We start from the raw sequence: 23,476 nt of genomic DNA on the forward strand, positions 1-23,476 counted from the left end.
GAGTTCTCCGTTACAAATCAGCAAAGTATCCAATCTGGAAAAAGAAAAATGCCAGTCAGCTTAACTGACTGGCATTACTACCTAAGTAGCCGCTTTTATTTTAAAAATAACGCTCTACTTCAGAATTCGAGCTCTAAATTGACGACCTTTCATCTTGCCGTTGCTGATGGTTTGCAATGCTTTCTTCGCGGCAGACTTCTCAACAGCCACATAAGAACGCATCGCCATCAATTGAATTTTACCTACTTGCGCACCAGTAATGCCGCCTTTGCCCGTTAAGCAACCGAGAATATCGCCAGCACGTACTTTCTGTTTCTTACCACCATCGATATTAATGGTCACCATTTTCGCCTGATATGGTTGCTGGTTTGACTTTGCTGGCAATGTCGCTGGCATCACATCCATATCCAAGTATTCTTCGATACGAGCAACGCGTAAGCCATCTTTCTCACCAAAGAAGCTAAATGCTAAGCCTTTACTACCCGCTCGACCTGTACGCCCGATACGGTGCACGTGAACCTCAGGATCACGAGACAATTCAAAGTTAAATACCGCATCAAGGTTATCTACATCAAGACCACGAGCGGCAACATCGGTTGCGACCAGGATAGAAACACTCTTGTTCGCAAACTGAACCAATGTTTGGTCACGCTCACGCTGTTCAAGGTCACCATGAAGGTCAATTACACTGAACCCTTTATGATGCAACTCATCGGTCACGTTCTGCACTTCTTTTTTGGTGTTACAGAACACAACAGCTGATTCCGGTTGGTGAGTCAGTAACAGGTTAGCCAGCGCTTCATCGCGAGCTTCCGAGCCTTCTACCTTGTAAAAGTATTGCGCGATACTTGATGTATCGTGTGTCGCTTCCACTTTAATCATTTCTGGCGATTGCATGATACGTTGAGCAATCTGCTCAATTTTTTCTGGGAATGTCGCACTAAACAATAAAGTTTGGCGCTGTTTAGGCGCTGCATCAATGATCGCATCCAACGCATCTTGGAACCCCATATCGAGCATGCGATCCGCTTCATCCAACACGAGCGTATTTAACTCTTCAAGGTTGATGCGGCCTTTATCTAGATGATCAAGGATACGTCCAGGTGTACCTACTAAGATGTGTGCACCATGCTCTAGAGAACCAATTTGAGGCCCCATTGGCATACCGCCACACAAGGTCAAAACTTTAATGTTGTGAATACCGCGACCTAGTGTACGGATCTCTTTCGCCACCTGATCAGCCAACTCACGGGTTGGGCATAGCACCAACGACTGCACGCGAAAACGCTTTACGTTGAGGTTTGATAATACGCCGAGACCAAATGCCGCTGTTTTACCTGAGCCTGTTTTACCCTGACCAATCACATCGCGCTGATTCAAAATCGCAGGTAAGCTCAACGCTTGAATTGGCGTCATATGGGTGTAGTTCAATGATTCAAGCGTCTCTAGTAGCGCTGGATTAAGCCCTACTTGGTCAAAAGTTTGTTTGCTCACAGGGAAATATCCTCAGGTGGGATGGAAAAGAGGGCACATTATCGCCAGATTTGTCACGAAGACCAGTTAAAATTAACCATTGTTAATGAGTAATAGCAGAAAACGACGTAAAGTCAGCTGCATTCGCTTATTAATGGATACTGGAAATGATCAACTGGACAGCCCTCCCTTTTACTCAACTGACCACGACTCAACTGTATGAAATGCTGCGTTTGCGTGTGGATGTCTTTGTCGTAGAACAAACTTGTCCCTACCCAGAGCTCGATGGCAAAGATACGCTTGATGGTGTCTATCACTTGTTGGGTTACAACGGAGATGAACTCGTCGCTTGTGCTCGTTTATTACCTGCAGGCACCACTTACGACAATGTGAGTATTGGTCGTGTGGTGACGAAACAAAGTGCACGAGGCGGAGGTCTGGGACATACACTACTTGAGCAAGCCTTACAACGGTGCCAACTGCTTTGGGCAGGTCAAACGATAGATATCGGCGCACAAGAACACCTGGTGGCTTTCTATGCGACTCATGGCTTTGAAGTTATTTCTGAAAGCTACCTTGAGGATGGTATCCCTCATGTGGATATGCGCCGAGTAAACTAAATGTCACCTCATCATTTGGCGCTATTCTTACTGGTTATCGGTAACTTGGCAGCATCACTTTCCGATGTTGCCGTTAAACTGATCGAAGGTGGAATTTCCCCCTTCCAATACATGTTTGTGCGCCAATTGGCTTCACTGTTGATCCTCTTACCTTTTTACCTCAAACAAAACCCAAGTAAACGCATCCTCAAGCAAGTTCCTATTACTTTGTTGCGAGCACACCTAATATTGATTGGTAGCGGGTGCATGATGGTCGCAGTCACTTACCTACCCCTCGCAACCGCCAACGCCGTCTTTTACGCCGCACCAATTCTAATGTTGCCACTGTCAGTACTGTTTCTCAAAGAGCATCCAGCATTAAGAAAAGTATTACTGACTGGTTTTGGTTTCTTTGGTGTCTTAGTGGTACTCCGGCCAAATCACTTCCATTGGGCTGCGTTGTTTGCACTCGGTACAGCAACCACGCTGGCGATGTTCAATATATTGGTAAGAAAACTGCCTAGCGAACAATCTGTCGTCACAACGCTTTGGTGGACAACCTTATTCTCCCTGCCTGTGTCGACGCTATTAGCTGGGGTTTATTGGCAACCTATGACTTGGCAGGAACTAACGCTGGTAATCGCGAGTGCGATCTGTATTTTGAGCTATAACGGTCTGGCAGTATTGGCATATCAAAAAGCCCCCGCCGGAGAGATTGCCTTGGCGGAATACTCAGGGCTCGTATTCGTGACACTCTTTGGAATATGGTGGTTTGATGAGATTCCAGACTGGCTCACTGCAGTGGGAATTTTGATGATCGTGTTGCCTCTTCTTCCTTGGAATAAGAAAAGGAACTAACCTCTTAACAGGAACAAGACAAAAGGATAGTAAATGGCAGAGAACAAGCAACGAGTAGTTAGAAACAAAAAAGGCGCGAATCATCGCGCCTTCTAGGAGTTCTTCTTTAACGTTACTTATTGCGACCGAATGTGCCATCAGATAAACGGAAAAACATCACCGACTCACCACTTTTTTCTAGTTGCAGCATGTCTAGCTTACCATCATCAGCGAACTTAAAGCGGACTAATTGCCCTTGCTTGATTCGACTTAGCGGCTTGTCGCTGCCTTCAATTTTCACCAAGGCATTCAAATCGCCCATCGAAAGCTGATTACTACGGAACACTTGAGCAAGAGTATCACCATTTTTCACCGTGTATTCTTTCCACTGTTCCGATTTTTGCTCTGCGTTTTGTGCAGAGCGTTGCTCACTCAAGCTTTGCGCGTTAAGTTGAATCGCCACACGTTGAGTCTCTTTCTCAGCTTGGGGCTCGATCAGCTGCTCAGTATCTTTAGGTACTGGAATAATCAGAAGTACCAGCACCACAGGTACCAATACCATTAAAGCTCGCTGATGTAGCTTTGGAAGACGATGCCAAAATTCGGTGACAGGTTGCATTCGCTCTTGCCACTTTTCTTTATTGAAAGGCTGCTTCCAGTCGATAGCAGCGAATTTCTGCTTCATCAACTCGACTTGGTCGACTTGCTGCTTTTTCTTTCTGCGACGATTCATTCTGATGAGTCCCTTAATACTTCTAGTGTCAGTATAAAAATACCAGCGCGGAGAGTATATGTTTTTCGCCAAAGTAAAATGTAATTTGGCGTAAATTAGCAGAAATTTCACTTGGAGTAAGAGATAAGTCACACCCTAAACCTCACATCGACACATTGATGCGCAATCATTTAAACCTAAGCGCGAAACTGCTATCCTGTTACCTTTATCACTCCTAATAAGAGCGACATTCATGTCTGAAATTAAATTTGAAACTGCAGAGCAGAAAGCAAGTTACGGTATTGGTCTGCAAATGGGTCAGCAACTTGCTGGTTCTGGTCTAGAAGGTCTAAGCGTTGACGCTATCGCAGCAGGTATCGCTACAGCACTAACTGGCGACATGCCATCAATCGAAATTGACGAAATCAACAACGCACTGCAAGAGCTTCACACTCGCGCAGAAGCCGTTCGTCAAGAAGCAGCAAAAGCAGCAGCAGCTGACGGCGAAGCTTTCCTAAAAGACAACGCTCTACGTCCGGAAGTAAACGTTCTTGAATCTGGTCTTCAGTACGAAATCATCACTGAAGGTACTGGTGAAATCCCAACAGCTGCAGCTCAAGTTCGCGTTCACTACCACGGTGAGTTAACTGACGGTACTGTATTCGACAGCTCTGTTTCTCGTGGCCAACCAGCTGAGTTCCCAGTAACTGGCGTAATCAAAGGCTGGGTTGAAGCACTTCAACTAATGCCTGTTGGTTCTAAGTGGAAACTATACATCCCACAAGACCTTGCATATGGTGAGCGTGGCGCAGGTGCTGCAATCCCTCCATTTGCAGCTCTAGTATTCGAAGTAGAACTACTAGACATCCTATAATTGAGACCTCTCTCAATAACAAATTCGAAGCGGCGCTCACTAGCGCCGCTTTTTTTGTCTAGAATAAACAGACTTGAGCTCAACGATCTTGAGTAGTCTCCCAAGTAACCTCTAAATGCTTGGGCTAAGAAACAACAATAATAATCGCAAGCCACACGGAGGTATTATGCGTAAAACTCTTCTCACCTTAACCTTGCTCTCAATGAGCATTGGTACTGCCCACGCTTTTCTCGATGCCGTTACCGATAAAGATACCCAAAGTGGTTTGATGGATATGGTCAGTGAGGGAATGGGTGTGGAATCTTCACCGCTGACGGATTTATTGACGAGCCAACTTCCCGTCTCGACTGAGCAAGCTGCCGGCGGCACAGGTGCACTGTTAGCTCTAGCGCAAGGCCAATTATCGGATCAGAATAGCAGTGAGCTTCAATCGCTCATCCCGGGAATGGAAAATTTACGAGGGGCTCAAAGTCTACTTGGGAGCATTGAAAACTTAGGCGCTGTCCAAAGCACTTTCGACAAACTAGGCTTAGACCCATCGATGATCAGCCAGTTTGCTCCAGTCATTTTAGGATACTTAGGCGACCAAGGTGCAAGTGAAGGGTTGCTAAATTCCCTTAGTGGACTTTGGGGAGCGGAAAGCTAAAAACGTAAATCAGAAACTTAAAACCAGCAGTAGTGATTTTAAATGTGAGATAAGGGAGTGAGTCCGCTAAAGGTAAAGAGAAAATTTCGATACTCGATTATCTCTAGGAAACAAATTTCAGACACAAAAAAGCCGAGCTATTGCTCGGCTTTTTTTGTTCTTACGAACTGAGATTACTCAGCAGCTTCTTCAGCAGCTGGGCGATCTACAAGCTCAATGTAAGCCATTGGAGCTTTATCACCAGCACGGAAGCCAGCTTTTAGGATACGAGTGTAACCGCCCTGACGAGCAGCAAAACGTGGACCTAGTTCGTTAAACAGTTTTGCAACTACTTCGTTATCACGAGTACGTGCAAATGCTAGACGACGGTTAGCAACACTGTCAGTCTTAGCTAGTGTAATCAAAGGCTCAACTACGCGACGTAGCTCTTTTGCTTTTGGCAAAGTAGTCTTGATAACTTCATGACGTACTAGAGAGCTAGCCATGTTGCTAAACATCGCTTTACGATGTGAGCTGTTGCGGTTGAGTTGACGACCACTCTTACGATGGCGCATGACCTAATCCTTCTAACTAGTATCGATTAATCTTCAGCGATTGATGCAGGTGGCCAGTTTTCTAGGCGCATGCCCAGAGACAGACCACGTGACGCAAGTACGTCTTTAATCTCAGTAAGAGATTTTTTACCAAGGTTAGGCGTTTTAAGTAGCTCAACCTCAGTACGTTGTACTAGATCACCGATGTAGTGAATCGCTTCTGCTTTCAGACAGTTAGCAGAGCGAACTGTTAGTTCAAGATCGTCTACAGGACGCAGTAGGATCGGATCGAATTCTGGCTTCTCTTCCTTCTCCTCAGGTACACGTACATCACGAAGATCTACGAACGCATCCAATTGTTCAGCTAGGATAGTAGCTGCACGACGGATTGCTTCCTCAGGTTCTAGAGTACCGTTTGTTTCCATATCGATAACTAGCTTGTCTAAATCAGTGCGCTGTTCTACACGAGCTGCTTCTACAGCGTAGGCAATTTTGTCTACAGGGCTGTAAGTAGCATCTACTAGTAGGCGACCGATTGGACGCTCGTCTTCTTCGTTATGGATACGCGCAGAAGCTGGAACATAACCACGACCACGTTCTACTTTAATACGCATTGCGATTTCAGCATTGTCATCCGTTAGGTGACAAATAACGTGTTCAGGGTTAGCGATCTCTACATCACCATCATGGGTGATGTCACCTGCAACCACAGGGCCCGAGCCTGATTTGTTCAAAGTAATGAACACTTCATCTTTGCCTTCGGCAACGCGTACAGCCAAACCTTTAAGGTTTAGAAGGATTTCAAGAATATCTTCTTGTACGCCTTCTTTAGTGCTGTACTCATGAAGTACGCCTTCGATTTCTACTTCTGTCACAGCACAACCTGGCATAGAAGATAGAAGGATACGGCGAAGTGCATTACCCAGAGTATGACCAAAGCCACGCTCTAATGGCTCAAGAGTTACTTTTGCGTGAGTCGAGCTGATTTGTTCGATGTCAACTAGACGTGGCTTAAGAAATTCTGTTACAGAACCCTGCATTGTGTCCTCTCTTTAGTTTAAACCTTACTTAGAGTAAAGCTCGACGATCAATTGTTCGTTGATGTCAGCTGATAGATCAGAACGCTCAGGCATACGCTTGAATGTACCTTCCATCTTGCCACCATCTACTTCAATCCAAGTTGGTTTTTCACGTTGTTCAGCAACTTCTAGAGCCGCTTTAATACGAGCTTGCTGTTTAGCTTTCTCGCGAATAGAAACAACGTCATTAGCCGCTACTTTGAAAGAAGGAACGTTTACAACTTTACCGTTAACTAGGATAGCTTTGTGGCTAACTAGCTGACGTGCTTCTGCGCGAGTTGCGCCAAAGCCCATGCGGTAAACTACGTTATCAAGACGACCTTCAAGAAGCTGAAGCAGGTTCTCACCTGTGTTGCCTTTAAGGCGTGCAGCTTCTTTGTAGTAGTTACGGAATTGTTTTTCTAGAACGCCGTACATACGACGAACTTTTTGCTTCTCACGAAGCTGAACGCCATACTCAGATAGACGACCGCGACGAGCGCCGTGTACACCTGGTGCGTTATCAATTTTACACTTGGTATCGATCGCGCGAACACCAGACTTAAGGAATAAGTCAGTGCCTTCACGACGGCTAAGCTTCAGCTTAGGACCCAAATATCTTGCCATGATCTTTCTCCAGTAATCTAAAAAACGTTATACACGACGTTTCTTAGGTGGACGACAACCGTTATGAGGGATTGGTGTAGCATCAACGATGTTTGTGATGCGGAAACCAGCAGCGTTCAGAGCGCGAACAGTAGATTCACGACCTGGACCAGGACCCTTAACCATAACTTCCAAGTTCTTTAGACCGTATTCTTTAGCCATTTCAGCACAACGCTCAGCAGCAACCTGTGCAGCGAACGGAGTAGACTTACGAGAACCGCGGAAACCAGAACCACCTGCAGTAGCCCAAGCTAGAGCGTTACCTTGACGGTCAGTAATGGTTACGATTGTGTTATTGAAAGAAGCATGGATGTGCGCAACGCCATCTGCAACTTGCTTGCGTACGCGCTTACGAGCGCGAGTTGGTTGTTTAGCCATTGTACTCTACCTTCCCGATTATTTCTTGATCGGCTTACGCGGACCCTTACGGGTGCGAGCGTTGGTTTTAGTACGCTGTCCACGTAGTGGTAGACTGCGACGATGACGAAGACCACGGTAACAGCCAAGGTCCATAAGACGCTTGATGTTCATAGATACTTCACGACGTAGATCACCTTCTACAGTGTACTTAGCTACACCATCACGCAGTTGATCGATCTGATCTTCAGTTAGTTCACTGATCTTAACATCTTCAGCAATACCCACTTCAGCTAGGATAGCTTGAGAGCGAGTTTTACCGATGCCGTAGATCGCTGTTAGAGCGATTACAGCGTGTTTCTGATCAGGAATGTTAATGCCTGCTATACGGGCCATTATTCACTCCTAAGTGGTTCTATAAAAGAATTAGCCGCAGCAAAGCCCGTTATGGATACGCTGCGGGATACTACTTCTTTTGCACGCAAAAGGTAGGCCGAGGAATATACTCGACCTAACCTTCGTTTTCAAGTAAAAATTTCTGCTAATTAGCCTTGGCGCTGTTTGTGCTTTGGCTCACTGCAAATCACGCGAACGACACCGTTACGCTTGATTACTTTACAGTTACGGCAGATTTTTTTAACGGAAGCACGAACTTTCATTGCTAAACTCCGTAATTGAAACTGAGTCTACCGTCGCTATTAACGACCGTAGCCTTTCAGATTCGCTTTCTTCAACACAGAATCATACTGTTGAGACATCAGATGAGTCTGTACCTGTGCCATAAAGTCCATGATAACAACGACTACGATAAGTAGTGATGTACCGCCGAAGTAGAAACGTACGTTCCACGCGACCATCATGAACTCGGGAATCAGACAGATAAAGGTAATGTACAGTGCGCCCGCTAGGGTTAAACGTGTCATTACTTTATCGATGTACTTCGCTGTCTGCTCACCTGGGCGGATACCGGGTACGAATGCACCGGACTTCTTCAAGTTATCCGCTGTTTCACGCGGGTTGAAAACCAACGCCGTGTAAAAGAAACAGAAGAAGATAATCGCTGCTGCATAAAGCATTACATACAGAGGTTGACCTGGGCTAAGAGCCAAAGACACGTCAGTTAACCAACCGAACGCGCTGCTCTCACCGTTCTGACCAAACCACTGAGCCAGTGTTCCTGGGAACAGGATAATGCTTGATGCGAAAATCGCTGGAATAACACCTGCCATATTAATTTTAAGTGGCAGATGCGAGCTCTGTGCAGCAAATACTTTACGACCTTGTTGACGCTTAGCGTAGTTAACGACGATTCGGCGTTGACCACGTTCCATGAAAACAACGAAGTAAATTACTGCGAAAGCTAATACCGCGATTAACAGTAGAAGAAGTACATGCAATTCACCTTGACGCGCTTGCTCGATTGTTTGACCGATTGCAGAAGGCAATCCAGCAACAATACCTGCAAAAATCAGAATGGAAATACCATTACCGATTCCTCGCTCTGTAATTTGTTCACCTAACCACATTAGGAACATGGTACCGGTTACTAAACTTACGGTAGCAATTAGCGTAAACATGGTTTGGTTCATTACAACCAGATTGTCGACCATGTTTGGTAAGCCAGTTGCAATACCAATAGCTTGGAATGTTGCAAGTACAAGCGTGCCGTAGCGTGTATATTGGCTGATCTTACGACGGCCTGCTTCACCCTCTTTCTTGAGTTCCGCTAACGCTGGATGAACTACAGTTAGCAATTGGACAACAATAGATGCCGAAATATACGGCATGATGCCCAATGCTAATATAGATGCACGCTCAAGTGCACCACCGGAGAACATGTTAAACATTTCTACGATGGTACCTTTTTGCTGTTCGAACAAATCGGCAAGTACAGCAGCGTCAATACCAGGAATCGGCACAAATGAGCCGGCTCGGAATACTAAAAGTGCACCAATTACGAATAACAAGCGCGACTTTAGTTCACTTAAGCCGCTCTGAGCACTACGAAAATCTTGTCCTGGTTTCTTAGCCATCTGTACCTCGTTCCTCGAGATTATTCCTCGATTTTACCGCCTGCAGCTTCGATTGCAGCTTTAGCGCCTTTAGTCACGCGTAGACCTTTAACAGTCACAGCTTTGCTTAGGTCACCAGAAAGAACGATCTTAACGAATTCGATGTTCTTAGTGATAACGTTAGCAGCTTTTAGGCTGTTAAGATCAACTACGTCACCTGTTACTTTCGTTAGCTCAGCTAGACGAACTTCAGCAGACACTAGGCTCTTACGAGAAGTGAAACCGAATTTAGGTAGACGTTGTTTTAGAGGCATTTGACCGCCTTCAAAACCTGGACGAACAGAGCCGCCAGAACGTGACTTTTGACCTTTGTGACCACGGCCACCAGTTTTACCTAGGCCAGAACCGATACCACGACCTACACGCTTCGGAGAAGTTTTCGAGCCAGCAGCCGGTGATAGAGTATTCAAACGCATTTCTGATTACTCCTCAACTTTAACCATGTAGTAAACCTTGTTGATCATACCGCGCACGCACGGAGTATCTTCAAGTTCTACTGTGTGGTTGATTTTACGAAGGCCTAGACCGCGCAAAGTAGCTTTGTGCTTTGGCAGGCGACCAATTGAGCTTTTAGTTTGAGTTACTTTAATAGTTGCCATGGTGTTCTTACTCCGAAATAGCTTCAACAGTTAGACCACGTTTAGCAGCAACCATTTCTGGCGACTTCATGCTACCTAGTGCATCGATCGTTGCACGAACGATGTTGATAGGGTTCGTAGAACCGTATGCTTTAGATAGTACGTTGTGTACACCAGCAACTTCTAGTACTGCACGCATCGCACCACCTGCGATAACACCAGTACCTTCAGCAGCAGGCTGCATGTAAACTTTAGAGCCCGAATGGCGACCTTTCACTGGGTGGTGAAGAGTGCCTTCGTTTAGCGCGATAGTAGTCATGTTACGACGCGCTTTTTCCATTGCTTTTTGAATCGCTGCAGGTACTTCACGAGCTTTGCCGTAACCGAAACCTACACGACCGTTACCGTCACCAACTACTGTTAGTGCAGTGAAGCTCATGATTCGACCGCCTTTAACCGTTTTAGAAACACGGTTAACTGCGATTAATTTTTCTTGCAAATCATTCGCTTGAACTTGTTGTTCTTTAGCCATCTTCCAACCCTACCTTAGAATTTCAGACCAGCTTCGCGAGCAGATTCTGCTAGCGCCGCTACTCGACCGTGGTATTGGAAACCAGAACGATCAAATGCAACTGCAGTTACGCCTTTTTCAAGAGCGCGCTCAGCAACAGCTTTACCTACTGCTTTAGCTGCATCAACGTTACCAGTGTATTTCACTTGCTCACGGATCGCTTTTTCTACAGTAGAAGCTGCTGCGATAACCTCAGAGCCATTAGCCGCGATAACCTGTGCGTACACGTGACGAGGAGTACGGTGTACAACTAGGCGAGTCGCACCCAGTTCTGCAATCTTACGACGTGCGCGTGTAGCACGACGGATGCGAGATGCTTTCTTATCCATAGTGTTACCTTACTTCTTCTTAGCTTCTTTAGTACGCACATTTTCATCTGCGTAACGAACACCTTTACCTTTGTAAGGCTCAGGTTGACGGTAAGAACGAATGTCAGCCGCAACTTGACCAACTAGTTGCTTATCACAACCAGTAATGATGATTTCAGTTTGGCTTGGACATTCAGCTTTAATACCCGCTGGCAACTCGTGCTCAACTGGGTGAGAGAAGCCTAGTGTTAGACCTACAGCGTTGCCTTTAATAGCAGCACGGTAACCAACACCTTTAAGAGTTAGCTTCTTAGTAAAGCCTTCAGTAACACCAACAACCATGTTGTTAACTAGAGCGCGAGCTGTACCAGCTTGTGCCCATGCGTTAGCAAAACCTTCTTTAGGACCGAAAGTTAGGTTGTTTTCTTCCTGAGCAACAACAACTGCATTGTTAACAACGCGTGTTAGTTCGCCCTTCGCACCTTTTACAGTGATTTCTTGGCCGTTTAGTTTCACCTCTACGCCAGCTGGAATAGCGACAGGTGCCTTAGCAACACGAGACATATTCTACTCCTATTAAGCTACGTAGCAGATGATTTCACCACCAAGACCTGCTTTACGTGCAGCGCGGTCTGACATAAGACCCTTGGAAGTTGAAACGATAGCAATACCAAGACCACCCATTACAGAAGGAAGTTGATCTTTCTTCTTGTAAACACGTAGACCTGGACGAGAAACACGTTTAAGTTGCTCGATTACTGGTTTTGCTTGGAAGTACTTAAGTGTAACTTCTAGCTCAGGTTTTGCTTCGCCTTCAACAGCGAAGTCAACGATGTAACCTTCAGCTTTTAGTAGTGCAGCAATTGCAACTTTAAGCTTTGAAGAAGGCATTTTAACAGCAACTTTGTTTGCTGCCTGACCGTTACGAACGCGGGTCAGCATATCCGAAATCGGATCTTGCATGCTCATATGATTTACTCCAAATGATTAAGTGGCAATTACCAGCTAGCCTTACGAAGACCCGGAATCTCGCCTTTCATGCAAGCTTCACGAACCTTAATACGGCTTAGACCGAACTTACGTAGGTAACCGTGTGGACGACCAGTTTGGTTACAACGGTTGCGCTGACGTGATGCACTTGAATCACGTGGAAGAGATTGCAGTGTAAGAACCGCATTCCAACGATCTTCTTCAGATGCGTTTACATCGCTGATGATAGCTTTTAGCGCTGCACGCTTTTCAGCGAACTTAGCTACTAGCTTCGCACGTTTTGCTTCACGTGCTTTCATTGAATTTTTAGCCATAACAGTAACCCTTCACCTTACTTACGGAATGGGAAGTTAAAGGCAGCCAGCAGAGCACGGCCTTCCTCATCAGTACCAGCAGACGTCGTAATAGTGATGTCTAGACCGCGTACTCGATCAACTTTATCAAAGTCGATTTCCGGGAAGATGATTTGCTCGCGAACGCCCATGCTGTAGTTACCGCGACCGTCAAAAGACTTAGCGCTAACACCACGGAAGTCACGTACACGTGGAAGTGCGATAGAGATTAAACGCTCTAAAAATTCCCACATACGTTCGCCACGCAAGGTTACTTTACAACCGATAGGGTAGCCTTCACGGATTTTGAAACCTGCAACAGATTTACGAGCTTTAGTGATAAGTGGCTTTTGACCAGAGATCGTTGCCATATCAGCAGCTGCGTTTTCTAGCAGTTTCTTATCGTTGATTGCTTCACCAACACCCATGTTTAGGGTGATTTTCTCGATTCTAGGGACTTGCATGACGCTTGTGTAGCTAAACTGTTTGGTCAGTTCAGCGACTACAGACGACTTGTAGTAATCATGCAGTTTCGCCATAGTAGAACTCCAAATTACTTCTATTAGTTAGAAACGATTTCGTTGTTAGATTTAAAGAAACGAACTTTCTTACCATCTTCAAAACGGAAACCGATACGGTCAGCTTTACCAGTAGCTGCGTTAAAGATCGCCACGTTAGAAACATCGATAGCTGCTTCTTGCTCTACGATACCGCCTTGGATACCTAGTGCAGGAACAGGTTTCTGGTGTTTCTTAACAAGGTTGATACCTTCAACGATAACTTTACCAGTTGCTAGGACCTTAGTTACTTTACCTTTCTTGCCTTTGTCTTTACCAGCAAGAACGATTACTTCGTCATTACGACGGATTTTAGCTGCCATTTCTACGTGCTCCTTACAGAACTTCTGGAGCCAGTGAAACGATCTTCATGAACTTATCGCCACGAAGTTCGCGTGTCACAGGACCAAAGATACGTGTACCGATTGGTTGCTCAGTAGTGTTATTCAACAGTACGCAAGCATTTCGGTCGAAGCGAATGACAGAACCGTCAGGACGACGTACGCCTTTACGGGTGCGCACTACAACCGCCTTCATAACGTCACCTTTCTTTACTTTACCGCGAGGAATTGCTTCCTTAACAGTAACTTTGATGACGTCACCGATATGTGCATAACGGCGGTGTGAGCCACCCAGAACCTTAATACACATTACGCTGCGTGCGCCTGAGTTATCAGCTGCGTCCAGCATACTTTGCATTTGGATCATGTTAGTGCTCCGCTAAATATTAATAACTAGACCCATCACGGGTCGGGCTGCCTCTTAAAAGAGACGCGGATTGTACCACCCTTTTTTGTGATTGGGTAGTCAAAAAATAAACGGCCCCAAAAATTTTTTGGAGCCGCTTTCCTACCTATAGAATAGTGAAGATTACATCTTCGCCTTTTCTAGGACTTTTACCAATGTCCAAGACTTAGTCTTAGACAGTGGACGACACTCTGCGATTTCAACTTTGTCGCCTAGGCCACAAGTGTTGTTTTCGTCATGTGCGTGTACTTTAGTCGTACGCTTTACGTATTTACCGTAAATTGGGTGTTTCACCATGCGTTCGATAGCAACAACGATAGACTTGTCCATCTTGTCGCTAACTACACGACCTTGTTGAGTACGTTTTACTTCGCTCATTATGCGCCTGCCTTCTCAGTCAAAACAGTTTTCACACGTGCGATATCACGGCGTACAGCTTTCAGAGTATGAGTTTGCTGTAGCTGACCAGTTGCAGCTTGCATGCGCAAGTTGAACTGTTCGCGTAGCAAATTCAATAGCTCAGCGTTAAGCTCTTCAACGCTTTTCTCGCGTAGATCTTGTGCTTTCATCACATCACCTGCTTAGTTACAAATGTAGTTTTGAATGGCAGTTTACGAGCCGCTAGGCGGAACGCTTCACGCGCCAATTCTTCAGGTACACCACCCATTTCGTACATAACCTTACCAGGTTGGATTTGGGCTACCCAGTACTCAACGTTACCTTTACCCTTACCTTGACGAACTTCAAGTGGTTTTTCTGTGATTGGTTTGTCTGGGAACACACGGATCCAGATTTTACCTTGACGCTTAACGTGACGTGTCATTGCACGACGTGCCGCTTCGATTTGACGAGCAGTTAGACGACCACGGCCAACAGCTTTAAGACCGAATTCGCCGAAGCTTACATCAGTACCTTTAGCTAGACCACGGTTACGACCTGTCTGAACCTTACGGAACTTAGTACGTTTAGGTTGTAGCATCTGTCGACTCCTTACTTACGGCCTTTACGCTGCTTCTTAGGCTTATCGCCTTTAGGCTCTACAGCGTTAGCTGCTGGCATACCACCTAGAATCTCACCTTTGAAGATCCAAGTTTTAATGCCGATCACACCGTATTGAGTGTGAGCCGAAGAAGTTGCGTAATCAATGTCTGCACGTAGAGTGTGTAGAGGCACACGACCTTCACGGTACCACTCAGAACGTGCGATTTCAGCGCCGCCTAGACGACCGCTTACTTCCACTTTGATGCCTTTAGCACCTAGACGCATTGCGTTTTGTACCGCGCGCTTCATAGCACGACGGAACATAACACGACGCTCTAGTTGAGACGCGATGCTATCGCCAACAAGTTGTGCATCAAGTTCAGGTTTACGGACTTCAGCGATGTTAATTTGCGCTGGTACACCTGCAATTTTTGCTACAGCTGTGCGTAGTTTCTCAACGTCTTCACCTTTCTTACCGATTACAACGCCTGGACGAGCAGTGTGAATAGTCACACGGATGCTCTTAGCAGGACGCTCGATAACGATGCGTGAAAGAGATGCTTTTTGTAGTTCCTTAGTAAGGAACTGACGTACCTTGAAGTCGCCGTCTAGGTTGTCAGCGAAATCTTTGGTGTTAGCAAACCATGTAGCATTCCAAGGCTTAACGATGCCAAGACGAATACCATTAGGATGTACTTTTTGACCCATTGCTTACTCTCCTAGTCTCTAGCGATCTGCTACAACAACAGTGATGTGGCTTGAACGCTTCAAGATACGATCCGCACGACCTTTAGCACGAGGCATAATACGCTTCATGGTTGGGCCTTCATCTACAAAGATTTTTGCGACATTCAGATCGTCAATATCTGCACCTTCGTTGTGCTCCGCGTTAGCGATAGCAGACTCTAGAACTTTCTTAACTAGAACAGCAGCTTTTTTGTTGCTGAAAGTTAGGATTTCTAGAGCTTGGTCAACAGATTTACCACGAATTAGATCCGCAACTAAGCGAGCTTTCTGAGGCGAAATGCGAGCAAAGTTATGTTTAGCAATAGCTTCCATCATTTACTCCTTAACGCTTCTTAGCTTTCTTATCCGCAGCGTGACCGCGGTAAGTACGTGTTGGTGCGAATTCACCCAGTTTGTGACCGATCATTTCTTCAGTTACAAATACTGGTACGTGCTGACGACCATTATGGACAGCGATGGTCAAACCGATCATCGTAGGGATGATCATTGAACGACGGGACCAAGTCTTAATAGGCTTTTTGTCTCCGCTTTCCACCGCTTTCTCTACCTTCTTCAGCAAGTGTAGGTCAATAAAAGGACCTTTCTTGAGAGAACGTGGCATGGCGATTCCTCTTTATATAGATTACTTGTTACGACGACGTACGATGTACTTGTCAGTGCGTTTGTTCTTACGAGTCTTGAAGCCTTTAGTTGGCATACCCCAAGGAGATACTGGATGACGGCCACCAGAAGTACGACCTTCACCACCACCGTGTGGGTGATCAACCGGGTTCATTACTACACCACGTACGGTTGGACGTACGCCGCGCCAGCGTGAAGCACCAGCTTTACCAAGTTCACGTAGCATGTGCTCAGAGTTACCAACTTCACCGATTGTTGCACGGCCTTCAGAAAGAACTTTGCGCATTTCGCCAGAACGTAGACGGATAGTTACGTACGCACCGTCGCGAGCAACGATTTGAGCGTAAGCACCAGCCGAACGAGCTAGCTGACCACCTTTACCAGGTTTTAGTTCAACGTTGTGTACAGTTGAACCTACTGGGATGTTACGCATTGGAAGAGTGTTACCAGCTTTAATCGGTGCATCAACACCAGATTGGATAACATCACCCGCGTTAACACCTTTAGGTGCTAGGATGTAGCGACGCTCACCGTCTTTGTAAAGAACTAGAGCAATGTTTGCGCTACGGTTTGGATCGTATTCTAGACGCTCAACTTTCGCTGGGATGCCATCTTTAGTACGTTTGAAGTCAACTACACGGTAGTGGTGCTTGTGACCACCGCCGATGTGACGTACTGTGATACGACCGTTGTTGTTACGACCACCGTTCTTAGAGTTTTTCTCTAGAAGAGGTGCGTATGGCTTGCCCTTGTGTAGGTCAGCGTTAACAACTTTAACAACGTGACGACGACCAGGGGAAGTCGGCTTACATTTAACAATAGCCATTCTTAACTACTCCTGTTATTCCGCGCCGCCAACAAAGTCAAGATCTTGACCTTCTTTCAAAGTAACGTACGCTTTCTTAACGTCGCTGCGGCGACCTTGGCGTAGACCTTGACGTTTGGTCTTACCCTTAGTGATAAGAGTATTTACAGACTTAACTTCAACTTCAAAAAGCTTTTCTACAGCTGCTTTGATCTCTTTTTTAGTTGCATCTTTAGCTACTTTGAAAACGATAGTGTTCGCTTTCTCAGCTGCCATAGTTGCTTTTTCAGAGATGTGCGGAGCACGTAGAACTTTTAGGATACGCTCTTCAGTGATCATGCTAGCATCTCCTCAACTTGTTTAACTGCGTCAGCAGTCATTACAACTTTGTCGAACGCGATTAGTGAAACTGGATCGATACCAGCAACATCACGTGCGTCAACTTTGTATAGGTTACGAGCCGCTAGGAATAGATTCTCATCTACTTCGCTAGTCACGATTAGAGCGTCAGTTAGCTCAAGCTCTTTAAGCTTAGCAACTAGCTCTTTAGTCTTTGGCGCTTCAACTGAGAAGTTATCAACAACGATTAGACGCTCTTGACGAACTAGCTCAGAAAGAATGCTCTTCATAGCACCGCGGTACATTTTTTTGTTTACTTTTTGGCTGTGATCTTGTGGTTTCGCAGCAAAAGTAACACCACCTGTACGCCAGATTGGGCTACGGATTGTACCAGCACGCGCACGGCCAGTACCTTTTTGACGCCATGGCTTAGCGCCACCGCCAGAAACTTCTGAACGTGTTTTTTGAGCACGAGTACCTTGACGAGCACCTGCTGCAAACGCAACAACTACTTGGTGTACAAGAGCTTCGTTAAACTCACGTCCGAAAGTAGTTTCGGAAACAGTTAGTGCATCAGCACCTTTAACCATTAGTTCCATTACTTACTCCTGAGACGTTATGCTTTAACAGCTGGTTTAACGATCACGTTGCCACCTGTTGAGCCTGGTACTGCACCTTTAATAAGAAGCAGATTGCGCTCAGCGTCAACACGTACGATCTCTAGGTTTTGAGTCGTTACACGCTCAGCACCCATGTGACCTGCCATTTTCTTGCCTTTAAATACGCGACCTGGAGTTTGACATTGGCCAATTGAACCCGGTGCACGGTGAGACAATGAGTTACCGTGAGTCATATCTTGAGTACGGAAGTTCCAACGCTTAACAGCGCCTTGGAAGCCCTTACCTTTAGATGTACCAGTAACGTCTACTTTCTTAGTTTCGTTGAATAGTTCAACTGTTAGCTCAGCGCCAACTGCGAACTCTTCACCGTTTTCCAAACGGAATTCCCAAAGACCGCGACCAGCTTCAACGCCAGCTTTAGCAAAGTGACCTGCTTCAGCTTTGTTTACACGGTTAGCTTTCTTAGAACCAGCAGTTACCTGAATTGCTGCGTAGCCGTCTGTCTCAAGAGTTTTAACTTGAGAAACACGGTTTGCTTCAACTTCAACAACTGTTACTGGGATAGAAACGCCGTCTTCAGTAAATACGCGGGTCATGCCCACTTTACGACCGATTAGACCAATCATTCTTCTAATCTCCCTTAACCTAGGCTAATTTGAACGTCAACGCCCGCAGCAAGGTCTAGACGCATTAGAGCATCAACAGTTTTGTCTGTTGGCTCAACGATGTCGATTAGACGCTTGTGAGTACGAATTTCGTACTGGTCACGTGCTTTCTTGTTAACGTGTGGAGAGATAAGAACTGTGAAACGCTCTTTACGAGTTGGCAGTGGGATTGGACCACGAACCTGTGCGCCAGTGCGCTTAGCTGTTTCAACGATTTCCGCTGTAGAAGCGTCGATTAGTTTGTAATCGAATGCTTTTAGGCGGATACGGATACGTTGGTTCTGCATGAGACAGAGCTCCAATATTAAAAATTACACAAACAATATCGCCACTCAAACTCGTTAAGACGAGAGAATGCCGATTGATTTATGTGAAACCGTAGCGTCCAAGATTAGGACACATTGTCAGTTAATTTTCGATTAACTACCCCTACATACCAGAGTCACGTCTGGGGATAGTTTTTCCGAAGAAAAGATAGCTAATTGTATTAACCGCGAACATAAGCTGAGTCTACATTACCTCGTAAATCTGAAGATTTACTCGCTCCTCATTGCTCATTGGTTCACAACTGGCTTAACCAGTGCGACGCATTATACAGATCACACTTTAGGATGCAAGACCTGAGTGAAAAATAATCGAACAAATTTTAACCACTCGATTTATCCTTCAGTTTTTGCTTTCGCCATAAACAAAAAGGACGCCGTAGCGTCCTTTTTTAAACAGGAATGATAATAGCGCTGGCTATTACTTCTTGCTTGATAGTGCACCGAAACGCTTGTTGAAGCGATCAACACGGCCGCCTGTATCAACGATACGTTGCTTACCAGTGTAGAATGGGTGACACTTGTCACATACGTCTAGGTGGATAGATTCCTTCGCTAGAGTAGATTTGAACTCAAAAGAGTTGCCGCAAGAACAAGTAGCAGTTACTGCTTTGTATTCTGGGTGGATACCAGCTTTCATGGGATAACCTCAATAGTAGGCCGTGTCGCTATACGAGTCTAAGCCGCACACCACACGTAATTAATAATAGAAATGAGTACCGCATCGGCCAATTGCCGAAGCCATATCTCAAGGCGCAGTATAGTAATGAATCACTTTGCTGGGATCAACACATTTGGCAACTTTTTCGCCACTTTTTTCACCAGTACGTATGTACTGAAGGCTTTCTGCCGCCTTATTTGAGGTTTACTCGAATTTCGCCGAGGGTTTTAATAGACTATACCCTCTTCTTCCCTCTTTTATATAGTTAAGATTCTATGCGCCCATCCATCGCTAGAGTGGCACTGCCGGTACCACTCGACAAACAGTTCGATTACGTCATTCCTGGGCATCTCTTTCCGCTCATTGGGGGAAGAGTATCTGTTCCTTTTGGCCGCCAGACCCTTGTTGGTGTAGTCACAGCGATGGTGAACCATTCTGACTTTCCTAAAGAGCAACTTAAGCCAATCAAAGCCGTATTAGATGCTCAACCGCTATGGCCAGAGAATTTATATTCCTTGCTCACGTGGTGCAGTTACTTTTATCAATACCCTCTCGGCGATACCTTACACAATGCAATGCCTGCGGCGCTACGTAAAGGGAAGCCAGCGGACTTCGCAACGCTGCAAGAATGGCAGCTCACCGAATCAGGTAAAAATAAATTAATGCAAGGCTTGGGAAGAGCGGTTAAACAGCAGCGCGCATTGCAGATGTTAGTTGATGGCGCAGTTCCGCATCAAGAGTTCATCGACCAAGAAATTCCCTCAACAGTGCTAAAGACCTTGGAAGAAAAGGGCTGGGTTGAGCGCATAGAGAAAAAGCCGACTATCACCAAATGGGGTAATCACGTTGAGCGCGATGTTGAAAAGCCCAAGGTTAATCATGAGCAGGCGCTTGCGATTGCCAGTGTGAATAGCCAAACCGGGTTTGCTTGCTATTTATTAGAAGGGGTAACGGGATCTGGTAAGACTGAAGTTTACCTGAACCTGATAAAACCTGTACTCGAGAAAGGCAAGCAGGCACTCGTTCTCGTACCTGAGATTGGTCTAACACCACAAACCATTAACCGCTTTAAACACCGTTTTAACGTTCCTGTTGATGTGATTCATTCTGGATTGAATGATACCGAGCGGCTCAATGCGTGGCTTTCTGCAAGAGACAAAGCCGCCGGCATCATTATTGGAACCCGCTCGGCCCTGCTCACACCTTTTGCCGATCTCGGTATTATTATCGTCGATGAAGAGCACGATGCATCTTACAAGCAACAAGACAGTCTGCGTTACCACGCTCGTGATGTCGCCGTGATGCGCGCCCATAAAGAGCAAGTGCCTATTGTGCTTGGTTCTGCAACCCCTGCTTTGGAAACGCTGCACAACGCACTTACGGGGAAATATCATCATCTGACCCTGACACAACGTGCTGGTTCAGCGGTTCCGACCACGAATAAAGTCCTCGATGTCAAAGGGCTGTATTTGGACAGCGGCTTATCGGCTCCTCTAATTGCTGAAATGCGCAAGCACCTAAAAGCAGGCAACCAAGTGATGTTGTTCTTGAACCGTCGTGGCTTCTCGCCTGCACTCATGTGTCATGAGTGTGGTTGGATTGCGGAATGTAAACGTTGCGATGCGTACTATACCTTCCATCAATACAGTAACGAGATTCGCTGCCATCATTGCGGCTCACAACAACCTGTAATTCATCAATGTCAGGGCTGCGGTTCGACCCAGCTTGTGACGGTTGGCGTGGGAACCGAACAACTTGAGTTGCAACTGGCCGATCTTTTCCCTGAATACAAAGCTATTCGTATAGATAGAGACAGCACGCGCCGCAAAGGCAGTTTAGAAGATGCGCTTGAGTCAATTCGCAAAGGCGAATACCAAATTCTGATTGGAACGCAGATGTTGGCGAAAGGTCACCACTTCCCTAACGTCACCCTTGTTGCACTATTAGATGTCGATGGCTCTCTTTATAGTAGTGATTTCCGTGCTTCTGAAAGACTGGCTCAGCTATTTATTCAGGTTGCAGGCCGAGCTGGCCGAGCTAGCAAGCCTGGTGAAGTGATACTTCAAACTCACCACCCCGAGCACAGCTTGTTGCAAGCCCTTTTACATAAAGACTACCGACACTTTGCTATGACGGCATTGGAAGAACGCAAATTAGCTCAACTGCCACCATATAGCTTTTTAACGCTGTTTAAAGCCGAAGCGAACCAAAGTGAAATTGTCGAGGATTTCCTTCGTCAGGTGCGTTTTACTCTTGAATCACATCCGCTATTCGATGATTCCTGCATGGTGCTGGGGCCAACGCCTTCACCACTTGCTAAACGTGCAGGTAAGTATCGCTGGCAGTTACTTTTGCAAACTCAGCATCGCTCATTGATGCAAAAGTTATTAACCAGTGCCAAACCTGCTATTGAGTTGTTGCCAAATGCCAAGAAAGTTCGCTGGAATTTAGACATAGAGCCACAAGATCTCAGCTAGCAAACGTTTAACCATGTAATGAATTGCCTTTTAATGTGAGTAAAATCACAATAGGATTGCAATTTTTGTTAAACAGACCGTAACTTTACCTTTAGAAATGAATAGACTATTCAAATTAGTAAAGTCTAAAGTGGATCAGTCACATAGGCTTCAATTAGAACAATGACAAACGTCACCTTGGCGAATATTTTAAGAGGGTAAAAACTATGGCGACAATGAAGGATGTTGCCCAGCTTGCAGGGGTATCTACTGCGACAGTATCACGAGCATTAATGAATCCAGAAAAAGTCTCTTCTTCAACAAGAAAGAGAGTGGAAGATGCCGTACTAGAAGCTGGTTATTCACCAAATTCATTAGCTCGTAACTTACGAAGAAATGAATCAAAAACCATTGTCACTATCGTTCCGGATATTTGTGATCCGTACTTCTCAGAGATCATTCGCGGTATCGAAGATGCAGCGATGGAACATGGCTATCTGGTTCTGCTTGGCGATAGCGGTCAACAAAAGAAACGTGAGAGCTCATTTGTAAACTTGGTCTTCACCAAACAAGCCGACGGTATGTTGCTGTTGGGTACAGACTTACCCTTTGACGTCAGCAAGCCTGAGCAAAAGAACCTACCACCTATGGTGATGGCCTGTGAGTTTGCCCCTGAGTTGGAGTTACCAACTGTTCATATCGATAACCTGACTTCAGCGTTTGAAGCGGTGAACTACCTAACGCAACTTGGTCATAAACGCATCGCGCAAATCTCTGGCCCGGACACTGCAGTACTTTGCCAATTCCGTCAGCAAGGTTATCAACAAGCGTTGCGTCGCGCAGGCATCAATAAAGAACCACAATACAGTGTGATTGCAGACTTCTCCTTTGAAGGTGGCGTACAAGCTGTTCGCAAACTGCTTGAATTACCAGAGCCCCCAACGGCACTCTTCTGTCACTGTGACACCATGGCGATTGGAGCCATTCAAGAAGCAAAGCGTCTTGGTCTGCGTATCCCTCAAGATTTGTCTATTGTCGGCTTTGATGACATTCAGTTCGCGCAATACTGCGATCCACCACTGACCACCATTTCTCAACCTCGTTACGAGATTGGTCGCCAAGCGATGCTGATGATGCTAGAACTACTGAAAGGCCATGATGTACATGCTGGCTCTCGACTGCTCGATACTAAGCTTGTCGTGCGAGGTAGTGCTGCGCCTCCACCATTACGATAAGCAACGCAAGACTCCCCAAGCGACGCATTTAACGTCGCTTTTTATTCTCAACTTTCCTGCACGTAACTAACAAGATTACACGAATAGGGTGTTTTATCTTTTCAATCTGGATT

Annotated in this window: 36 protein-coding genes and 1 pseudogene; 6 read left to right on the plus strand and 31 right to left on the minus strand. The window is 45.8% G+C overall.

Annotation, left to right across the window (positions count from 1 at the left end):
• Positions 1-114: 114 nt before the first annotated feature.
• Positions 115-1,494: an ATP-dependent RNA helicase DbpA gene (gene dbpA / locus OQJ86_RS02340; RefSeq protein ID WP_265985805.1), complete on the minus strand. Its 1,380-nt coding sequence runs from the start codon at positions 1,492-1,494 to the stop codon at positions 115-117.
• Between the two features lie 146 nt (positions 1,495-1,640).
• On the opposite strand from dbpA, the gene OQJ86_RS02345 reads away from it, so the two are divergent.
• Complete coding sequence (locus tag OQJ86_RS02345; RefSeq protein ID WP_265985807.1) at positions 1,641-2,093, plus strand: GNAT family N-acetyltransferase; 453 nt, start codon at positions 1,641-1,643, stop codon at positions 2,091-2,093.
• Positions 2,094-2,930, plus strand: coding sequence for a DMT family transporter (locus OQJ86_RS02350; protein WP_104027637.1), 837 nt, complete (start codon positions 2,094-2,096; stop codon positions 2,928-2,930).
• A gap of 112 nt (positions 2,931-3,042) precedes the next feature.
• Here OQJ86_RS02350 and OQJ86_RS02355 read toward each other — a convergent pair whose 3' ends face one another.
• Positions 3,043-3,642, minus strand: coding sequence for a LysM-like peptidoglycan-binding domain-containing protein (locus OQJ86_RS02355; protein ID WP_265985810.1), 600 nt, complete (start codon positions 3,640-3,642; stop codon positions 3,043-3,045).
• Between the two features lie 232 nt (positions 3,643-3,874).
• On the opposite strand from OQJ86_RS02355, the gene OQJ86_RS02360 reads away from it, so the two are divergent.
• Positions 3,875-4,495: an FKBP-type peptidyl-prolyl cis-trans isomerase gene (locus tag OQJ86_RS02360; protein ID WP_039974661.1), complete on the plus strand. Its 621-nt coding sequence runs from the start codon at positions 3,875-3,877 to the stop codon at positions 4,493-4,495.
• Between the two features lie 166 nt (positions 4,496-4,661).
• Complete coding sequence (locus OQJ86_RS02365) at positions 4,662-5,141, plus strand: DUF2780 domain-containing protein (RefSeq protein WP_265985813.1); 480 nt, start codon at positions 4,662-4,664, stop codon at positions 5,139-5,141.
• A 173-nt stretch (positions 5,142-5,314) separates the two neighbouring features.
• On the opposite strand, the gene rplQ is transcribed toward OQJ86_RS02365, so the two are convergent.
• The 29 genes from rplQ to rpmE all read right to left on the minus strand — a co-directional run bounded on the left by rplQ (position 5,315) and on the right by rpmE (position 19,651).
• Positions 5,315-5,695 (minus strand): 50S ribosomal protein L17, encoded by a 381-nt coding sequence (gene rplQ / locus OQJ86_RS02370; RefSeq protein WP_005383141.1) that lies wholly within the window; start codon positions 5,693-5,695, stop codon positions 5,315-5,317.
• 26 nt (positions 5,696-5,721) lie between these two features.
• The gene (locus OQJ86_RS02375) at positions 5,722-6,714 is read right to left on the minus strand and encodes a DNA-directed RNA polymerase subunit alpha (protein ID WP_005383143.1); all 993 of its coding nucleotides are present in this window, start codon (positions 6,712-6,714) and stop codon (positions 5,722-5,724) included.
• Positions 6,715-6,738: 24 nt separating this feature from the next.
• Positions 6,739-7,359, minus strand: a complete 621-nt coding sequence (gene rpsD, locus OQJ86_RS02380; RefSeq protein ID WP_005383146.1) for a 30S ribosomal protein S4 — start codon at positions 7,357-7,359, stop codon at positions 6,739-6,741.
• 27 nt (positions 7,360-7,386) lie between these two features.
• A complete protein-coding gene (gene rpsK, locus OQJ86_RS02385) occupies positions 7,387-7,776 on the minus strand; it encodes a 30S ribosomal protein S11 (protein ID WP_001118870.1) in 390 nt (129 codons plus the stop codon).
• An 18-nt stretch (positions 7,777-7,794) separates the two neighbouring features.
• The gene (gene rpsM / locus OQJ86_RS02390; RefSeq protein WP_038864904.1) at positions 7,795-8,151 is read right to left on the minus strand and encodes a 30S ribosomal protein S13; all 357 of its coding nucleotides are present in this window, start codon (positions 8,149-8,151) and stop codon (positions 7,795-7,797) included.
• A 149-nt stretch (positions 8,152-8,300) separates the two neighbouring features.
• Entirely contained in the window at positions 8,301-8,414 is a 114-nt protein-coding gene (rpmJ, locus tag OQJ86_RS02395; protein ID WP_000868186.1) for a 50S ribosomal protein L36, read from the minus strand.
• A gap of 39 nt (positions 8,415-8,453) precedes the next feature.
• On the minus strand, positions 8,454-9,788 hold the full coding sequence (gene secY, locus OQJ86_RS02400; RefSeq protein WP_005435093.1) for a preprotein translocase subunit SecY: 1,335 nt from the start codon (positions 9,786-9,788) through the stop codon (positions 8,454-8,456).
• 20 nt (positions 9,789-9,808) lie between these two features.
• Complete coding sequence (gene rplO / locus OQJ86_RS02405) at positions 9,809-10,243, minus strand: 50S ribosomal protein L15 (RefSeq protein ID WP_265985854.1); 435 nt, start codon at positions 10,241-10,243, stop codon at positions 9,809-9,811.
• A gap of 6 nt (positions 10,244-10,249) precedes the next feature.
• Positions 10,250-10,426 (minus strand): 50S ribosomal protein L30, encoded by a 177-nt coding sequence (gene rpmD / locus OQJ86_RS02410; RefSeq protein ID WP_000201159.1) that lies wholly within the window; start codon positions 10,424-10,426, stop codon positions 10,250-10,252.
• A 7-nt stretch (positions 10,427-10,433) separates the two neighbouring features.
• Positions 10,434-10,937, minus strand: coding sequence for a 30S ribosomal protein S5 (rpsE, locus tag OQJ86_RS02415; protein WP_005435090.1), 504 nt, complete (start codon positions 10,935-10,937; stop codon positions 10,434-10,436).
• 14 nt (positions 10,938-10,951) lie between these two features.
• Positions 10,952-11,305, minus strand: coding sequence for a 50S ribosomal protein L18 (rplR, locus tag OQJ86_RS02420; RefSeq protein ID WP_005435088.1), 354 nt, complete (start codon positions 11,303-11,305; stop codon positions 10,952-10,954).
• Positions 11,306-11,314: 9 nt separating this feature from the next.
• Positions 11,315-11,848: a 50S ribosomal protein L6 gene (rplF, locus tag OQJ86_RS02425; RefSeq protein WP_038864901.1), complete on the minus strand. Its 534-nt coding sequence runs from the start codon at positions 11,846-11,848 to the stop codon at positions 11,315-11,317.
• Between the two features lie 12 nt (positions 11,849-11,860).
• Positions 11,861-12,253: a 30S ribosomal protein S8 gene (gene rpsH, locus OQJ86_RS02430; RefSeq protein WP_005450567.1), complete on the minus strand. Its 393-nt coding sequence runs from the start codon at positions 12,251-12,253 to the stop codon at positions 11,861-11,863.
• A gap of 29 nt (positions 12,254-12,282) precedes the next feature.
• On the minus strand, positions 12,283-12,588 hold the full coding sequence (gene rpsN / locus OQJ86_RS02435; protein ID WP_004410442.1) for a 30S ribosomal protein S14: 306 nt from the start codon (positions 12,586-12,588) through the stop codon (positions 12,283-12,285).
• A gap of 17 nt (positions 12,589-12,605) precedes the next feature.
• The gene (gene rplE, locus OQJ86_RS02440; RefSeq protein ID WP_005528536.1) at positions 12,606-13,145 is read right to left on the minus strand and encodes a 50S ribosomal protein L5; all 540 of its coding nucleotides are present in this window, start codon (positions 13,143-13,145) and stop codon (positions 12,606-12,608) included.
• A gap of 23 nt (positions 13,146-13,168) precedes the next feature.
• Positions 13,169-13,486: a 50S ribosomal protein L24 gene (rplX, locus tag OQJ86_RS02445; RefSeq protein WP_005435084.1), complete on the minus strand. Its 318-nt coding sequence runs from the start codon at positions 13,484-13,486 to the stop codon at positions 13,169-13,171.
• 13 nt (positions 13,487-13,499) lie between these two features.
• Positions 13,500-13,871 (minus strand): 50S ribosomal protein L14, encoded by a 372-nt coding sequence (gene rplN, locus OQJ86_RS02450; RefSeq protein WP_005489425.1) that lies wholly within the window; start codon positions 13,869-13,871, stop codon positions 13,500-13,502.
• Between the two features lie 162 nt (positions 13,872-14,033).
• Positions 14,034-14,288, minus strand: a complete 255-nt coding sequence (gene rpsQ, locus OQJ86_RS02455) for a 30S ribosomal protein S17 (protein WP_038864900.1) — start codon at positions 14,286-14,288, stop codon at positions 14,034-14,036.
• Positions 14,288-14,479 carry a 50S ribosomal protein L29 gene (gene rpmC, locus OQJ86_RS02460; RefSeq protein ID WP_004410456.1) on the minus strand — a complete coding sequence of 64 codons (192 nt, stop codon included), beginning with the start codon at positions 14,477-14,479 and terminating at the stop codon, positions 14,288-14,290. Before rpmC ends, rpsQ begins: the two co-directional genes overlap by 1 nt.
• Positions 14,479-14,889, minus strand: coding sequence for a 50S ribosomal protein L16 (gene rplP, locus OQJ86_RS02465; RefSeq protein ID WP_005379577.1), 411 nt, complete (start codon positions 14,887-14,889; stop codon positions 14,479-14,481). The genes rpmC and rplP overlap by 1 nt, the downstream gene beginning before the upstream one ends.
• An 11-nt stretch (positions 14,890-14,900) precedes the next feature.
• The gene (rpsC, locus tag OQJ86_RS02470; protein WP_038864899.1) at positions 14,901-15,599 is read right to left on the minus strand and encodes a 30S ribosomal protein S3; all 699 of its coding nucleotides are present in this window, start codon (positions 15,597-15,599) and stop codon (positions 14,901-14,903) included.
• An 18-nt stretch (positions 15,600-15,617) separates the two neighbouring features.
• Complete coding sequence (gene rplV / locus OQJ86_RS02475) at positions 15,618-15,950, minus strand: 50S ribosomal protein L22 (protein ID WP_005528535.1); 333 nt, start codon at positions 15,948-15,950, stop codon at positions 15,618-15,620.
• A 10-nt stretch (positions 15,951-15,960) separates the two neighbouring features.
• Entirely contained in the window at positions 15,961-16,239 is a 279-nt protein-coding gene (gene rpsS / locus OQJ86_RS02480; RefSeq protein WP_005435078.1) for a 30S ribosomal protein S19, read from the minus strand.
• 21 nt (positions 16,240-16,260) lie between these two features.
• On the minus strand, positions 16,261-17,085 hold the full coding sequence (gene rplB / locus OQJ86_RS02485) for a 50S ribosomal protein L2 (RefSeq protein ID WP_005435076.1): 825 nt from the start codon (positions 17,083-17,085) through the stop codon (positions 16,261-16,263).
• A gap of 15 nt (positions 17,086-17,100) precedes the next feature.
• Entirely contained in the window at positions 17,101-17,403 is a 303-nt protein-coding gene (gene rplW / locus OQJ86_RS02490; protein ID WP_004398471.1) for a 50S ribosomal protein L23, read from the minus strand.
• Positions 17,400-18,002: a 50S ribosomal protein L4 gene (rplD, locus tag OQJ86_RS02495; RefSeq protein WP_006878388.1), complete on the minus strand. Its 603-nt coding sequence runs from the start codon at positions 18,000-18,002 to the stop codon at positions 17,400-17,402. The genes rplW and rplD overlap by 4 nt, the downstream gene beginning before the upstream one ends.
• Positions 18,003-18,019: 17 nt before the next feature.
• The gene (rplC, locus tag OQJ86_RS02500; RefSeq protein ID WP_005435072.1) at positions 18,020-18,649 is read right to left on the minus strand and encodes a 50S ribosomal protein L3; all 630 of its coding nucleotides are present in this window, start codon (positions 18,647-18,649) and stop codon (positions 18,020-18,022) included.
• 14 nt (positions 18,650-18,663) lie between these two features.
• The gene (rpsJ, locus tag OQJ86_RS02505; protein ID WP_004410492.1) at positions 18,664-18,975 is read right to left on the minus strand and encodes a 30S ribosomal protein S10; all 312 of its coding nucleotides are present in this window, start codon (positions 18,973-18,975) and stop codon (positions 18,664-18,666) included.
• 457 nt (positions 18,976-19,432) lie between these two features.
• Positions 19,433-19,651 carry a 50S ribosomal protein L31 gene (gene rpmE, locus OQJ86_RS02510; RefSeq protein WP_010445294.1) on the minus strand — a complete coding sequence of 73 codons (219 nt, stop codon included), beginning with the start codon at positions 19,649-19,651 and terminating at the stop codon, positions 19,433-19,435.
• Between the two features lie 296 nt (positions 19,652-19,947).
• On the opposite strand from rpmE, the gene priA reads away from it, so the two are divergent.
• Positions 19,948-22,149 (plus strand): primosomal protein N', encoded by a 2,202-nt coding sequence (gene priA / locus OQJ86_RS02515; protein WP_265985950.1) that lies wholly within the window; start codon positions 19,948-19,950, stop codon positions 22,147-22,149.
• Between the two features lie 203 nt (positions 22,150-22,352).
• Positions 22,353-23,363: pseudogene (gene cytR / locus OQJ86_RS02520) on the plus strand (DNA-binding transcriptional regulator CytR); the annotation flags it as partial.
• Between the last annotated feature and the right edge of the window lie 113 nt (positions 23,364-23,476).

This window comes from Vibrio sp. Sgm 5 (genome assembly GCF_026241575.1).
In the GTDB taxonomy this organism is placed as follows: domain Bacteria; phylum Pseudomonadota; class Gammaproteobacteria; order Enterobacterales; family Vibrionaceae; genus Vibrio; species Vibrio jasicida.